The organism is Lacipirellula limnantheis (assembly GCF_007746075.1).
Taxonomy (GTDB): domain Bacteria; phylum Planctomycetota; class Planctomycetia; order Pirellulales; family Lacipirellulaceae; genus Lacipirellula; species Lacipirellula limnantheis.
Genome location: NZ_CP036339.1, coordinates 951,633 through 966,049 on the forward strand (window position 1 = coordinate 951,633; position 14,417 = coordinate 966,049).

Consider the following 14,417-nt stretch of genomic DNA (forward strand, 5'->3'; position numbering starts at 1 on the left):
CGAATCAGTAGGTTGTCATCCCGAGCCCTGCGGTCCCGTCAGGGACAACTCAGCGAAGAACCAAGCGGCGCGACAGGTGCTAGATTCTTCGCTGCACTTAGAATGACTATTACTCTAGCGCTTCTCCGGCGGGCGATCCAAATAGTAAAAGTGACCATCCTCAGCGCCCAGGAGCAGTTCCCGGACGCCGTCGTTGTTCCAGTCGACTGTGGTCGGACTCGTATCGTGTCCCGCCAGCTTCAACTCGTCGACAGGTCCCAGATCGCGGAACATCGTCACGCCGTCGCGCTCGCCGAGATTGAGCAGAACGTTGGCGTTGGCGCTGTTCACGATCAGATCAAGCTTGCCGTCGCGATTCCAGTCGACGACGCAGAGCTTGCGTCGCCCGCTCTTACCGGCCGTGCCGGCGTTCAGCCGCAGGCCGGTCGCGTCCGTGCCCACTTGTTGGTGATTGCCGTCGAACGCGCCATCGCCCTCCAACCGAAATGCTCGACGCCCCGGCTTCAGTCGCAGGCGATCTCCGTCGCGGAACCGCTCGTAGAGCGCGAGATAACCCTCGTGGTCGAGCATCACCAGATCGCACAGGCCGTCGCCGGTCCAGTCGACGGCCACCGGCGTCGTGCGCCACTCGGGCGCCAACTCGCCAGGGGCGGGCGTCCACCAGGTCCACGCTGGCTTTGGGGGCGTCGAGTTTGATTCGAGTTCCCACGCGACGTCGACCGGTTCCGGCGCCGCAAGTTGCGGCGCGGTCCGCGTGCCGATGTTCTGCAACCACGCCACGCGACCGAGGATGGAGTTCAGCACCACATCGGGTAACCCGTCGCCGTCCCAATCGGCGATGCTGAACGTGGTGTAGCCCCATTTCGCTTCGCACGGACCCTGGATCGAACCGTTCGGACCGGCCTGGACGCGAAATATTTCGTCGCCGACCTTCAGTCGCACCGGCGGCGCCAAGCGCGGCGGATTGCCGCCGTCGAGATTTTCGATGAACCCGATGTAGCCAGCGGTGTTGCCGCAGAGCAGATCCTCGTCGCCGTCGCCGTCCCAATCGAAACTTACCGGCGTCGCGAGCGCGCCAAACTTCACAAGCTCCGGCTCTTGCTGAAAGTAAACTGGCGGCAAGAACTGCGGCAGCCCGTCGACCACCTTGCCCGTATGCTCCACTAGCGCAACGCGGCCATCTTCGTCGCCGACGACGAGATCTAGGTCGCCGTCGCGATCCCAGTCGATCGCGATCGGGATGATCATCTGCAGGTCCATCGCAAGCGGGCCTTCGCCGTGCCGCAATCGTCGACCGGCGGCATATGCCGGCGCAGTGCGCGAGCCGATGTTCGCGAAGTAGTTGAATCCGTCTAAAAACTCGCCGCAAACGAGGTCGAGGTCTCCGTCGCCGTCAAAGTCGCCAAAGTTCGGCGTCGGTCCTCCATACACGTCGATCGCACGATCGCCGACTTGCAGCTTCTCGGGATCGGCGTAGCTGGGACGCTCGTTGGTTCCGCGATTCAAAAGCAAATAGACGTATCCATGCAGCGGGCCGTTCGTCCACTCGCCGGCGGCGTTGAAAGCGTTATCCCAACCATATTCGGTCCAGTCGCCGACGCCGACGACCAGGTCGCGCGCACCGTCGCCGTCGTAGTCAACCAGGCGCCACTGATTGGCGCGCACTTTCGTTGGATGAATATTTTCAACGGCGTGGATTTTCCTTTCTTCCGACAAACCATTTTCCCGAAAGTCAATCAGTTCATGGCCCGGGACGAGTAGGCGAACGTCTCCGTCAACATCACTCGGCTGAATGTCGTGAAACCCAGGACCGATGCGCACCGGCGGTTTGAAGCGCGGCAACTTAGCGGCGCCGCCCGGGTTCTCGAAGAAGTAGGTCCCGTTGAACGGCACGTCGGGACACGACACGACCAAGTCGTCGTCGCCGTCGCGATCGTAGTCCATCGGCAGCGGCCAAGCCCAGAGCCCGACGCCCAGGTCAACGCTCAATTCTCCGACGTCCCCGCGGTAGCGCAGCCGCTCCAACCCTTCGCCGTCGGCCCACGGCGCGATCCCGGTCGCGGCGGCCGCCACTAACAGCTGGAGATATGCCGTCCGAATCATGGTAGACTGTTGGCGTTGTCGATGAGATGACGAAGAGCTCGCGCATTTCGCCCGCGGCGCTGAGGCGCCGCGAGGCAGACGCGACGAGCGCGTCATTCTAAATCAAATTCCGCCGCTATGGTAACCACTCATCAATGAATCAACCTGCATCCGCACGCGTGGCGTGGCCGCGTCCTCTTCGCGGCATTGTGCCGCCCCTTGCCACCCCGCTGTCAGGCCGCGATCAACTCGATCATGCCGCTTTGGAGCGATTGGTCGAACGAATCATCCAGGGAGGCGTTCACGGGCTCTTTCTGCTCGGCACGACCGGCGAAGCGGCAGCGCTCTCGGTACGGCTGCGCCGGGAGCTTGTCGAACGGGTGACTCGCCAAACCGCGGGCCGTGTTCCGGTCCTCGTGGGCGTCAGCGATACATCGCTCGTCGAAGCGCTCGCCGCCGCTGACCACGCCGCCGCCGTCGGCGCCGACGCCATCGTTGCGACGACTCCTTACTATCTTCCCCTGGAGCAAACGGAGCTGCTCGATTACTTCCGCGCGCTCCACGACGAGTCGCCGCTGCCGCTCTACCTCTACAACATGCCTGGTTTGACCAAGACCTGGATCTCGCTGGAGGTTGTGCGCGCCGCGATGGAGTGGCCCAACGTCCATGGGCTCAAGGACAGTTCCGGCGACCTGGCTTACTTCCGCGACGTTTCAGCCGAGCTCCATCGTCGTCCCGACTGGTCGTTGCTCGTGGGCCCTGAGGCGCTGACGGTCGATACGCTTGCGCTGGGAGGCCATGGCTGCGTCGGCGGCGGCGCGAACGTCCATCCGCAGCTGTTCGCGCGCCTCTACGACGCGGCGACGCGCGGCGACGACGCTGAAGTCGCGCGGCTGCAAGCACAACTCACGACGCTGGGCGTGATTTACGGGGATGGTCAGTACGGCGCCAGCGCCGTTCGAGGCATCAAATGCGCGCTGTCGATCCTCGGCATCTGCGACGAGCAGATGGCGGCTACCTTCCGACCGGCGACGCCGGAGCAACGCGCCGCCACCGTGGCCGCGCTGAAAGAGTTGCAGTTACTGTAGCCGATCATGGGGAGGGGCGATTGGCGTTCGCCCGGTCGGAGCCGCGTGCGCCCGGCTCACAAGCCAGCAAGCGCGCCGGCGGCGTCAATAACAGGACTATTTTGGAATTTTTTCGGCTGTATTCTCCTCGCAACCGGCGCCAGGTTCGGTGGGCTTGGGCGGCGCCGGCGCCTTTCGCTGCCGGCCCGCACGTTTATCCGGGCATTTCGCGGGCTGACCTGCCGCTGCGGCGCTGATTCTCCCGGTTAGGGCGACGCTCCTCCCTTCCAAGACGTATCTGGCCCAGTTTGACGCGGCCGGGCAATTCCGGTACGATAAGGGCTACTAAGACAGCGAAGGCGCTGCGAGACGCTTCGCCGGAACGGCCCCCTTTGAGACTCGTCGCGCGACGAACTCTCCGGCCGCCGGCGCCTCTTCTTGTAGACTCAGCCCTTCGACGCGACGGCGCTTCATGAAACGCGGCCGTTACGGTTGTTGACCTGCTGTGTGGGTCAGTTTGCTCTCTTACTGGAAGGTTTCTCTTAGGACCTTTCTTGGCTCGGCCACCTGCTGGTTTGCACGACGGCGCGGCCGCGCGCTCTACCCATTGATGCGTGCTGGAGAATTGACGAAGTGTCGCAAGGAACGATCAAAAAGTTGACGGACAAGGGTTTTGGATTCATCGAGGGCGAGCGGGGGGATATCTTCTTCCACTCTTCGTCGGTCCAAGGGACCGGCTACGACAGCCTCTATGAAGGCCAAGCCGTCTCTTACACCGAAGGACAGGGCCCCAAGGGCAAGCGCGCTGAGAACGTCCAACCGGTCGCCTAACGGCCGCCGGTTCGCATTGACGCCATGACTACGACCGCGGGGCGTCGCTCCGGCGACCCCCGCGGATTTCAGATTGAACGCGGCTCAAGCGGGAAGAGAGTCATTCCGCGCGAAGCGAAGAATCTAGCCTGCGAGGCAGATTTCTTGCTTCGCTCAGAACGACCAGCTCCTCTCTCAGCCCAGACCGCACGAAGTTCTTTATCATCTTGCCGTTCAAGCCACGAGGTCAGCCATGTCCACCAAGCTCGAAGCCACCACGTGCAAGAAGCCTGAGCCCCTCTACCGCGAGGCGCCCGGCAAATTTTGTCCCGTCTGCGGCAAGCGATCGTATTCGCTCCGCGGCATTCATCCGCAGTGCGCGGTCCAACAAGCCGACGCCCCGCGCCAAGCCGTGCTCGCGGAAGAGAAGCGCGAAAAGGCTCGCGTCCAGGCCGCGCAACGGCTCGACGGCGCCGCTCCGTAAAGCTTGCCGCCGACGCTTCGCGACGATGCGCCAGCAGTATCTTCATTCGCAGCGAATGCGCCGCTGTGCTCGCGGCAAGCGGAGCCTGCCGAATTGTTTAGGAATCGTCGATGTCAGTTAATGAATCCGCCGTCACCGATACGAGCCTGAGCGACGCCGAGCAGTGGGCCGATCACCCGCTGGCGCACTTTCTCGCCGCCGCTTGGCGAAACACGGTTCGTTCCTTCAGCCGGCAGCGCGCCCACTACGAAACGCTTGCGGAAGTCGATGGCGTCTTCCGCGAGCTCGTCGAACATGCGGCCGAAAGTCCCGAACGACTGGCCGGCTCGATGCTCATCCGCACGCACGGCTCGTTTCTGGCGGCGTCTTCCCTGGCGCTGAGCGGTCAGATCGCGGAATCGTACGCCCTGATGCGCAACGCATTGCGTTCGGCGCTCCACGGCGTGTTCATCGCCGGCGACGCCGAGCGACAACGCATTTGGGTCGCCCGCGCCGACGACGAGCAAGCCGCCGAGCGCATGCGCGCCGCGTTCGCGACCGGCCCGATGCTCCGACACCTGCGCGAACTCGATGCCGCGACCTCGGCCATTTACGAGCGTCTGCAGCAGCGTACCATCGAGCGCGGCGCCCATCCCAACGCCTACGGCGCCTTGGCTCACAACGGCGATGCACAGCCCACCGACTTTAGCCGGGCGTATCTCGTGACCGACGACGAGGTGCAGCGCATGGCGTTGCGCACGATCGCGCAGGTCGGCATTTGCGCGTTGAGCATGTTCTACTACGTCTTCGGCGATCTGTATCGCGAGCAGAAGCTCGACGCCCGCCTCGCCAAGCTCCGCCACGGTCATTGATCGCGTGAACTGGACGGCGGCTTCGCTTCCTCGACACGTTCCTTTTACCACGAGTTCCACCAGATGATCGACGCCCTCAAGGAAGAATGGATCGTCAACAAAGTTGGCGGCCGCTTCAAGCTCTCGGCACTGATCCAAAAACGGATGGTGGCGCTCAATTCAGGAGCCCGGCCGCTGGTCGATCTGAAGACGAAGTTTCCGATGGAGATCGTCATTCAGGAAATCTTGCAGAATAAGATCCACCTCGACGCCGAGAACAACGTTCGCATGACGGGCGAACTGCCGCGCGGGCCGATCGAGTTCGATCTTTCGGCGCTTTAAGTAGCGCTACAGGGAAGACTGGACTGGATGACAGGATTTTTTGGATCGACGCGATAGATTGTCGGTCGTTCGTGACTATACCGTCCGTCACCAGTCTGCTCAGGTCTTGAATCCAGTCGATCTATGAAATCCTGTTATCCTGTCTAAAACACGATCGACATAGCTAGCTACGCCGCGTTCGCTTCGTTGTACAGCCGCATGCCCGAGCCGCGCGCCGAGTCATGCGCGTAGAACGCCAGCAAGCGCCGCCCGGCGTCGGTGGTCATCGCGCCGCGCAGATATTGCACGGCTGCATTTCGTCCGATGCCGTCGCGATAGATCGCCCCGAACGCCGCTCGCAGCTCGGAGCGTTCCGCCAGCGAGAAACCGGCTCGCTTCATGCCGATGCGATTTTCCGCGACGACGTTCCCCTCTTGATCGGTAATGCAGAACGGGGGGACGTCTTGCGTGATGCGGGCCTGAATGCCGACCAGCGACAACTCCCCGATGCGCACATGTTGGTGGACGGCGGCGTTGCCAGAGACGATCGCTCGCTGGCCGACGTACACATGTCCCCCCAGAAGCGAGCCGCTCACGAGAATCACGTCGTCGCTCAACTCGCAGTTGTGGCCGACGTGCGAATTGGTCATCAGCAGGCAACGCTTGCCGACGATGGTCGACGTGCCCGCCAGCGTGCCGCGATGCACGGTCGCTCCCTCGCGCACAACGCTCCCCTCGCCAATTCGGCAGTAAGAAACCTCGCCGTGGTATTTCAAATCCTGCGGCATGTCGCCGACGACGGCGTGCGAATGAACTCGGCAGCCCGCCTCCAGCGTCGTGTGCCCCATGACGATGGCCGCAGGCATCAAGATGCAATCCGCCCCGATCACCGCCGGACCGCTGACCACCGCGTACGGGCCGATCGACGCGCTCGCGTCAATCGCGGCAGCGGGGTCGACGACGGCTGTGGGATGGATGGCCATGGTGTGGGCCGGATCGTCACACAATCTCCGCGCGCCGTCAATGCGGGAATGAAGCAGGAAGCACGCCCTGCTAGCGGTCGCCGTTGTCGTCGCTCCTACAACGCCAACTGCACGCCCACTTCCACCACCCGATCGGGCGGCAATTGGAAATACACGGTCGCCGCATGTGAATTGCGCACCAGATAAGCGAACATCCGCTCCCGCCACAACCACATCCCAGCGCCCTTGGTGGGCAGCACGGTTTCGCGGCCAAGGAAGAAGCTCGTCTGCTGCGGATCGAGCGGTTCCCCGCCGAAATCGGCGCCCGCCAGATCGCGCGGCACGTTGGGCCGCTCCATGAACCCGTAGTGCAAGATCGCGCGATAGACTCCCGGCGCCACCTGCTCCACGTGCAATCGCTCGCTCGCCGGCGCCCGCGGCGTCTCCACCGTTTTCACGCCGACGATAATCACCCGCTCGTGGAGCACGTCGTTGTGAATCACGTTCTGCCGCAGCGCGAGCGGAGTTCCCTGCGGATTGCTCGTCAGATAGACGGCCGTCCCCGCCGGTCGCAGCAGCGGCCGCTTGGCCAGTTCTTCCACGTAGGCTTCGGTCGGTACGACCGAGGCTTGCATCCGCCGTGCCAGCAGCTGTCGGCCCCGTTGCCAGGTGCTCATCAACAGGTAAATCCCCGCCGCTATCAGCAATGGGAACCAACCGCCATGAAACACCTTCGCCAGGTTGGCGGTAAGGAATGACAGATCGATCGGCAGAAAGCAGAGCACAAACGCGCCCGCGATCCAGGGCGACCACTTCCAGTGGAATGCGATCAGCAGGAAGAACAACAGCGTCGTCGTCGTCATCGTCATCGATATCGCGATGCCGTACGCGGCCGCCAGATTGTTAGAAGTCCGAAAACCAAGCACCAATGCCATCGTCGCCAGCATCAGCGTCCGATTGACCGCCGGGATGTAAATCTGCCCGCGTTGTTCCGCCGAGGTATGCTCGATCCGCAGCCGCGGACAGAATCCCAACTGGATCGCCTGGAACGTCAACGAGAATGAACCCGTGATGATCGCCTGCGACGCGATTACCGCAGCCGCCGTGGCCAGCAAGATCATCGGGTAGAGGGCCCACTCAGGCGCCATCTCGAACAGCGGGTTGGCGCTGGCCGCCGGATTCTTTAGCAGCAGCGCCCCTTGCCCAAAGTAGTTAAGCAGCAGCGCCGGAAAGACGACGGCGAACCACGACATGCGAATCGGCTTCGGCCCGAAGTGCCCCATGTCGGCGTAGAGCGCCTCGCCGCCAGTCACCGCGAGAAACACCGTCCCAAGAATTAAGAAGCCACTCGCGCCATCAGTGCGAAAGAAGGCCAGCGCGTGCGCCGGATTGAGCGCCGCCAGCACCTGCGGTTCATGCGAAATATGCCACGCGCCCAAGCCGGCCAGTGTAGCAAACCACGCCAGCATGATCGGACCAAACAATCCGCCGACCCGCGCCGTCCCGCGCGACTGCAGCTTGAACAACCCCAACAGAATCGCCATCGAAATGGCGATGATCCAGTACCGCGGCAGCGTCGGCGCCGCCAGTCGCAGGCCTTCGACGGCGCTCAGCACCGAGATCGCGGGCGTGATCATCCCGTCGGCATACAAGAACGCCGCGCCGAACAACCCCAGGGTCACCACAATTCGTCGCTTCGCCCCGCTCGACTCCAGCGGCGACAGCAGCGCCGTCAGCGCCAGGATGCCCCCTTCGCCATGATTGTCGGCCCGCATGATGAAGACCAGGTACTTTACCGACACCACCAGGGTGAGCGCCCAGAAAATGAGCGACAACACGCCCAGCACGTTCAGCGGCGTCACGCCGACGGAATGATCGCCTACAAAGCACGATTGCAGCGCGTACAGCGGGCTGGTGCCGATATCGCCATAGACAATTCCCAGCGCCGCCAGCGCTAGCGCTTTGGTGGTCGCGCTCGTCTCGCGGGAGGGGGCGTCGCCGCGAACGGCTTCGAGCTGGCCCAGCGGGTGCGACATGGCGTTGAGAGCTTGAGTCATCGATCGATCGCGTGCAGGACGTCGGCGGTTCGCCCCCACAACCGTTGCAGGGCGCAGAACTCTACGTCACGCAATCGTCACTCGCCTGCCCTGAGTCGAGAAATGCCCTGCCCCGTCAGAACTTTGGACGGCGTTGGCTCCATTGCGGCGCGATGCGCACTGCCGCTGCAAACAGTCGTCCCTCCGACCGCTACAGTTCCACTTGGGCGCCGATTTCCACCACGCGATCGGCCGGCAAGTGGAAAAACAACGTCGCCGGCTGGGCATTTCGCGACAGGAACGAGAACAAACTCTCGCGCCACATATACATTCCCGAGTGCGGCGTCGCCAGCAACGTTTCGCGACCAAGGTAATAGCTCACCGTGCCCAGGTCGATGTGGTCGCCCACGTTGTCCATCTGCCGCAAATCGCGGGGCACGTTCGGCTCTTCCATGAACCCGTAGCGCAACGTCGCCCGGTAGAAGCCTTCGCCGATTTCCTCCGTCTCGAGCCGATGGTCGGGATCGACGTGCGGCGCCTCGGCCGTTTGCACGCCCAGGATAATGCTTCGGTCATGCAGGACGTGGTTATGAGCCACATTCTGCCGCAGCGCGAGCGGCGTCCCCATCGGGTTGCCCGACATAAAGACCGCCACGCCCGGCACCCGAATCGGCGGATTCGTCAGCAAGTCGGCGACAAATAGCTCGGTCGACAGCATCGACGCTCGCAATCGCTCGGCCAGCAGCCGCCGCCCATCCTGCCATGTACTCATCAGCACGTAGATGGCTGCCGCAATCGCCAGCGGAAACCACCCGCCGTGAAACACCTTCATCAAGTTCGCGCCGAAGAACGCCAGATCAATGCCCAGGAAAAATCCCGCAAACAGCACCGCCAGCCACGTCGGCCATTTCCAGAAGTGATGCACAAGGACGTAAAAGAGCAGGGTCGTCACCACCATCGTGATCGTGATCGCAATCCCGTAGGCCGCCGCCAGATTGCTCGACGATTGAAAGCCGAGCACCAGCGCGATCGAGGCAATCATCAGCGAACGATTCACCGCCGGAATGTAGATCTGCCCCTTCTGGTCGGACGAGGTGTGATCGATCCGCAGCCGGGGGCAGTAACCCAATTGAATCGCCTGGAGCGTGAGCGAGAACGAGCCCGTAATCACCGCCTGCGACGCCATCACGGCCGCCAGCGTTGCCACGGCAATCATCGGATAGAGCGCCCAGTCAGGCGCCATTTCGAACAGCGGATGGACCGCCGAACTCGGGTCGCGCAACAGCAACGAGCCCTGTCCGAAGTAGTTCAAGAGCAGCGCTGGGAACACCACCCCGAACCACGACGCTCGAATCGGCAAGATGCCAAAGTGACCGATGTCGGCGTAGAGCGCTTCACCGCCCGTCACGACCAGGAACACGGTGCCCAGAATCAAAAACCCTTCCCAATCGTTCTCCATAAAGAACTGGAACGCGTAGACTGGGTTAATCGCCTTCAACACGCTTGGCAGGGCGGCGATGTGCGCCACGCCCAGCACCGCCAGCAGCAAGAACCAGCACAGCATGAACGGCCCGAACATCGCGCCGACCCGCGCCGTTCCCCGCGCCTGCAGGCGGAACAATCCCAACAAGATCGCCACCGCGATCAATTCCACTAACCAGGTCTGAAATACCGTCGGAGCCGCCAGGCGCAATCCCTCGACGGCGCTGAGCACCGAGATCGCCGGCGTAATCATGCCGTCGGCGTACAGAAACGCGGCGCCGAACAACCCCAGCACTACCACCCACGTCCGCGTCGCCATTCCACGGCCAGCCGGCGCGAGCAGCGCCATCAGCGCCAGAATTCCCCCCTCGCCCTGGTTGTCTGCCCGCAGGATGAAGACCAGGTACTTCACCGAAATCACGAGCGTGAGCGCCCAAAAGATCAGCGACAGCACCCCCAGGACGTTGCCCTCGGTCACGGCCAGCGCGTGGGGCCCGTGGAAGCATTCGCGAATCGAGTAGAGCGGGCTCGTGCCGATGTCGCCGTACACCACGCCTAGCGCCGCCAGGGCCAGCAACTTCCAGCGTCGCGGGTCGGCGGCGTCATGCCCCCCATGCGCCGGCATCGCCGGCTGCGCGTCGGAGGCCTCAGGAGCAGGAGTCATTGAGCGTTTTGAACCTGGAGATGAAAGGGCCGGAGGTCGCGGGCCGCCAATGCAAGCTTCCAATAGTATCAGACGGCTTTCATTCTCGCCTCTCCCCATTTACCCTGGAAAGCTGCTCCGCGGCGTTCACACCTGAGGATTCTGGCGATGAAAACGGTCTGTGCGTGCGGTTATTTCGTCGCGGTACTCGCGGTCTTGGCGACGGCCCGCCCCTGTCCGGCGGAAACCAAAGCCCAGTTCCAGGCGGCCAAGGAGCTGATCGCCAAGGGCGAATTCCGCGAAGCCACGAAGCTTCTCCGGCCCGAGATCGACCCCTCCGCGCCGACCACGTCGCCGGCGGCGATCATGCTCGAGGTTCTCGATCGCACCCGCGCCGACTTCCCCCACTCCGAGGCCGAAATCACCAAGCAGCTTCGCGAGTCGATCCCCGACGTCAAGGAGACCGAAATTGAGAAGTGGCGCGACGCCGGCGCGCTGCAATCCAAACAGATCGACGGCGAGTATCGCTACTTCCGCAATGCCGCCGCGAATCTCTTTCGCCTCAGCAAGGAGGCCCGCGAGCGTCGCGAGAAGACTCCGGAAGAAAAGAAGGGCTTCGATCTCGACCGACTCATCGGCGAGTTGAACGCGATCGCCAAGACTGCCGACACGCCGGCGATCTATCCGGTGAAACATCACGTCACCTACACGCTCTCGCTGAAGGAGGGCAACCCGCGGCTCAAGCCGGGCGCCACCGTTCGCGCTTGGCTCCCGTTCCCGCAAGAGTATCGCATTCAACAAACCGACGTGAAGCTGCTGAAGAGTGAACCCGAGGGCGTCGTCGCTCCGCCGAAGACGCCGCAACGCACGATCTACTTCGAGCAAGTCGTCGACGACAAAGGCACGCCCCCCAAGTTCGTCGCCGAGTACGAATTCACCGCGTACGCCTACGTCCCGACGCTCAATCTCGAACTCGTCAAACCCTACGACGAAGAGAGCGACGAGTACAGCGAGTTCACCGCCGAGCGCGCCCCCCACATCGTCTTCACCCCCGAGGTGAAAAAGCTGGTGAAGGAAATCGTCGGCGACGAAACCAACCCGCTGAAGAAGGCCCAGCTCATCTTCAACTGGGTTTCCGAAAATATCCCGTGGGTCTCCGAAATGGAGTACAGCACGATCCCCAGCCTCTCGAAGAAAGGCCTCGCCGCCCGCTGCGGCGACTGCGGCGTCCAGAATACCACGTTCATCACCCTCTGCCGCGCCGCGGGCGTCCCGGCCCGCTGGCAATCGGGCTTCGGCACCAAGCCCGACGAACAGGGAATGCACGACTGGGCCGAAATCTACGTCGAACCCTGGGGCTGGCTCCCCGCCGACGCCTCCTACGGCAAGCGCAAAAGCGACGAACCCGCCGTGCGCGATTTCTTCTGCGGCCACATGGACCCTTACCGCCTGATCGTCAACCTCGACTATGGCCGCGAACTCCACCCCCCGAAGACCAGCTTCCGCAGCGAGCCGATCGACTTCCAGCGCGGCGAAGTCGAAGTCGACGGCCACAACCTCTACTTCGATGAGTGGGAGTGGGACCTCAAGGTGAAGTCGACTCCGCCTGAGGACAAGAAGGAATGAAATGACGGCGGCAGCCTAGTTTTGGCTCGTCGCGTAGGGTGGGTGCTCGCACCTGCCTTGACCTCCTCCTCTCCAGCTGCCCCCCTTTCAGCCCCCGGCTCCGCAACATAATGCAATAGCTAGCACGCGTCGCTAGCGGTAAAAAGGCCCGCGTTCCAGGCTGTTCCTAGAGACCTGACACGTTTCTAGGAGGTGAGCCATGGAACGCGAACTCTGGAGCGTACTATACCGTTTGACTCGGCGGTTATGCAGCGATCGTTCGGGACACGTCTATTCGGTCAGTTGGATCGTCGGCGTCTATCTCTGGGCGGTGATCCACGATCGACCGGTGAGTTGGGCGTGTCGGCCGGAGAATTGGCCGTCGTCATGGCAGGTGCGGCTGCCGAGCCAATCGACGGCGAGCCGTCGTCTCCGCACGGCGGCGGCCGTGGAACTGATCGAGCGGTTGAGGAAGCGTTGCTGGCAGGGCCCGCACCCGCCGGAGGTGAGCTTCCTCGACGGTAAGCCGTTGCCGGTAGGAGGCTTCAGCAAGGATCCCGACGCCACGCGCGGGCATGGCGTCGGCGGCCCGGCCCGCGGCTACAAGCTGCACGCCGTCTGGACGATCGATGCGCTCGTGGCGTGCGAAATCCAGCCGCTCAACGTGAGCGAACAGACGGTCGCCCGGCGACTCTTGCCGCAAGTCGGCGGAGGCTGCGTCCTGGCCGACGGCAACTACGACAGCAACCCGCTGCACGAGATCGCCGCACGGTCGGGCGTGACGTTGATCGCTCCGCAGCGTCGCGCGGGACGAGCGCTGGGCCACCGCCGCCACAGCATCGGCCGCTTGCAGTCGATCGAACTGCTGACGACCGCCGATGGCCAAGCACTCTTCAAGCAGCGGACGTACATCGAGCAACGCTTCGCTCAACTCACCAATTTCGGCGGCGGGCTCGGACCACTCCCCAACTGGGTGAGGCGACTGCCGCGCGTCACCCTCTGGGTGAACGCCAAACTCTGCATCCAGGCCGCTAGAAACCACTTGCGACGAGGAAACGATCTGATGGCGTTTGCATAATGTTGTCCGCCGGGGGGTCGGTCGCCATGCCGGTAGGCGTCGTCGCGCAGTGCTACCCCCCGGCGGAGCCGGGGGCTGAAATCGACCTCTCGGCTCCGCTATCTCCCGCCGCCTTATCCTCGCGCATCAACTCGGCCATCACCTCAGACGCTAACCGCATATAAGACCCCGGCACGAGATAAATCATCAAAAAACTCGCCGCCACGCCGGCCCACTCCCACGCTTCGAGTTCGCCAATCGGTCCGCGCGTGAAGAGAAAGAACGGCGCAAACGTCACCGACACGCCCGTCAGCGCCGCGACCGGCCCCATGATGTAAGGCGACTTGACGCGCCGCTTCCACTTCGCGTCAATGCGTACGGTGACGAAGTCGCTCGGCGGCCGGCATGGCCGCTTGCTGCGTCGGCAAATCCAAACGGCGTAACACGCCAAAGCCAGGATGAGGGCGGAGGTCCAAGTTCTGCTCCAGACTGGCAAATCCTCTGGCAGCAACCACTGTAATAGTCCCAACAACGCGCACGCCGCCGTCACTGCCAACAGCATTCCTCGCATGCTGAACCGGATTGGATCTTGATCCGATGTCATCAACTTCCCCACGGTGCAAAGACGAACTGCAAACGCTCATCGGGTGCCATGCTCTCGCCCCTCAGGCGTGAGCGTGCAGAGCTAGGCATCGACTCGGCCCAGTTGTGTTTCGCATGGCCACGACGGAACACCGCCTAGGCCATGCCGCTCAGCCGTTGACGAAAACCAGAATGAACGAGGCGGCGATTGGGGCGTCTCGTCCAAATTCAGCCTGCTGGCCGCGACTCCCAATCCAAGCGTGATCACGGCGACTGTGGCGCCGATGGCCAGCGTTCTGAGACTGAAGCGAAACGGCCGTCGTATGGATAGCGCAATTCCCACGCCTCCACTGACCAGGATCAGTAACCAGAACGGAATGAAGACCGCATAAGACTCCAAGTCCCGATCCAGGCGCGCCCACCGCCACAGCGGGACGCGAGCAGGGTTGATGCGAT

General features: G+C 63.0%; 12 protein-coding genes. 7 read left to right on the forward strand and 5 right to left on the reverse strand.

What is annotated here, in order from left to right:
- Nucleotides 1-114: 114 nt before the first annotated feature.
- Nucleotides 115-2,103, reverse strand: a complete 1,989-nt coding sequence (locus I41_RS03685; protein ID WP_145431009.1) for an FG-GAP repeat domain-containing protein — start codon at nucleotides 2,101-2,103, stop codon at nucleotides 115-117.
- 134 nt (nucleotides 2,104-2,237) lie between these two features.
- Here I41_RS03685 and I41_RS03690 point away from each other — a divergent pair, with 134 nt between their 5' ends.
- The 5 genes from I41_RS03690 to I41_RS03710 all read left to right on the forward strand — a co-directional run bounded on the left by I41_RS03690 (nucleotide 2,238) and on the right by I41_RS03710 (nucleotide 5,615).
- Nucleotides 2,238-3,170 (forward strand): dihydrodipicolinate synthase family protein, encoded by a 933-nt coding sequence (locus I41_RS03690; RefSeq protein ID WP_145431011.1) that lies wholly within the window; start codon nucleotides 2,238-2,240, stop codon nucleotides 3,168-3,170.
- Between the two features lie 612 nt (nucleotides 3,171-3,782).
- Nucleotides 3,783-3,980 carry a cold-shock protein gene (locus I41_RS03695; protein WP_145431013.1) on the forward strand — a complete coding sequence of 66 codons (198 nt, stop codon included), beginning with the start codon at nucleotides 3,783-3,785 and terminating at the stop codon, nucleotides 3,978-3,980.
- A gap of 232 nt (nucleotides 3,981-4,212) precedes the next feature.
- Nucleotides 4,213-4,443, forward strand: coding sequence for a hypothetical protein (locus I41_RS03700; RefSeq protein WP_145431015.1), 231 nt, complete (start codon nucleotides 4,213-4,215; stop codon nucleotides 4,441-4,443).
- A 110-nt stretch (nucleotides 4,444-4,553) separates the two neighbouring features.
- Nucleotides 4,554-5,294, forward strand: a complete 741-nt coding sequence (locus I41_RS03705; protein WP_145431017.1) for a hypothetical protein — start codon at nucleotides 4,554-4,556, stop codon at nucleotides 5,292-5,294.
- 63 nt (nucleotides 5,295-5,357) lie between these two features.
- On the forward strand, nucleotides 5,358-5,615 hold the full coding sequence (locus tag I41_RS03710) for a DNA-directed RNA polymerase subunit omega (RefSeq protein ID WP_145431018.1): 258 nt from the start codon (nucleotides 5,358-5,360) through the stop codon (nucleotides 5,613-5,615).
- A 167-nt stretch (nucleotides 5,616-5,782) separates the two neighbouring features.
- On the opposite strand, the gene lpxA is transcribed toward I41_RS03710, so the two are convergent.
- The 3 genes from lpxA to I41_RS03725 form a co-directional block, all read right to left on the reverse strand.
- Nucleotides 5,783-6,577: an acyl-ACP--UDP-N-acetylglucosamine O-acyltransferase gene (lpxA, locus tag I41_RS03715; RefSeq protein WP_145431020.1), complete on the reverse strand. Its 795-nt coding sequence runs from the start codon at nucleotides 6,575-6,577 to the stop codon at nucleotides 5,783-5,785.
- Between the two features lie 95 nt (nucleotides 6,578-6,672).
- Complete coding sequence (locus tag I41_RS03720) at nucleotides 6,673-8,613, reverse strand: potassium transporter Kup (RefSeq protein WP_168206659.1); 1,941 nt, start codon at nucleotides 8,611-8,613, stop codon at nucleotides 6,673-6,675.
- A gap of 190 nt (nucleotides 8,614-8,803) precedes the next feature.
- A complete protein-coding gene (locus I41_RS03725; RefSeq protein WP_145431022.1) occupies nucleotides 8,804-10,738 on the reverse strand; it encodes a potassium transporter Kup in 1,935 nt (644 codons plus the stop codon).
- A gap of 147 nt (nucleotides 10,739-10,885) precedes the next feature.
- On the opposite strand from I41_RS03725, the gene I41_RS03730 reads away from it, so the two are divergent.
- Nucleotides 10,886-12,343 (forward strand): transglutaminase-like domain-containing protein, encoded by a 1,458-nt coding sequence (locus tag I41_RS03730; RefSeq protein ID WP_145431024.1) that lies wholly within the window; start codon nucleotides 10,886-10,888, stop codon nucleotides 12,341-12,343.
- Between the two features lie 199 nt (nucleotides 12,344-12,542).
- Nucleotides 12,543-13,400, forward strand: coding sequence for a transposase (locus I41_RS03735; protein WP_145429803.1), 858 nt, complete (start codon nucleotides 12,543-12,545; stop codon nucleotides 13,398-13,400).
- 52 nt (nucleotides 13,401-13,452) lie between these two features.
- Here I41_RS03735 and I41_RS03740 read toward each other — a convergent pair whose 3' ends face one another.
- Nucleotides 13,453-13,983, reverse strand: a complete 531-nt coding sequence (locus I41_RS03740) for a hypothetical protein (protein WP_145431027.1) — start codon at nucleotides 13,981-13,983, stop codon at nucleotides 13,453-13,455.
- Nucleotides 13,984-14,417 lie beyond the last annotated feature (434 nt).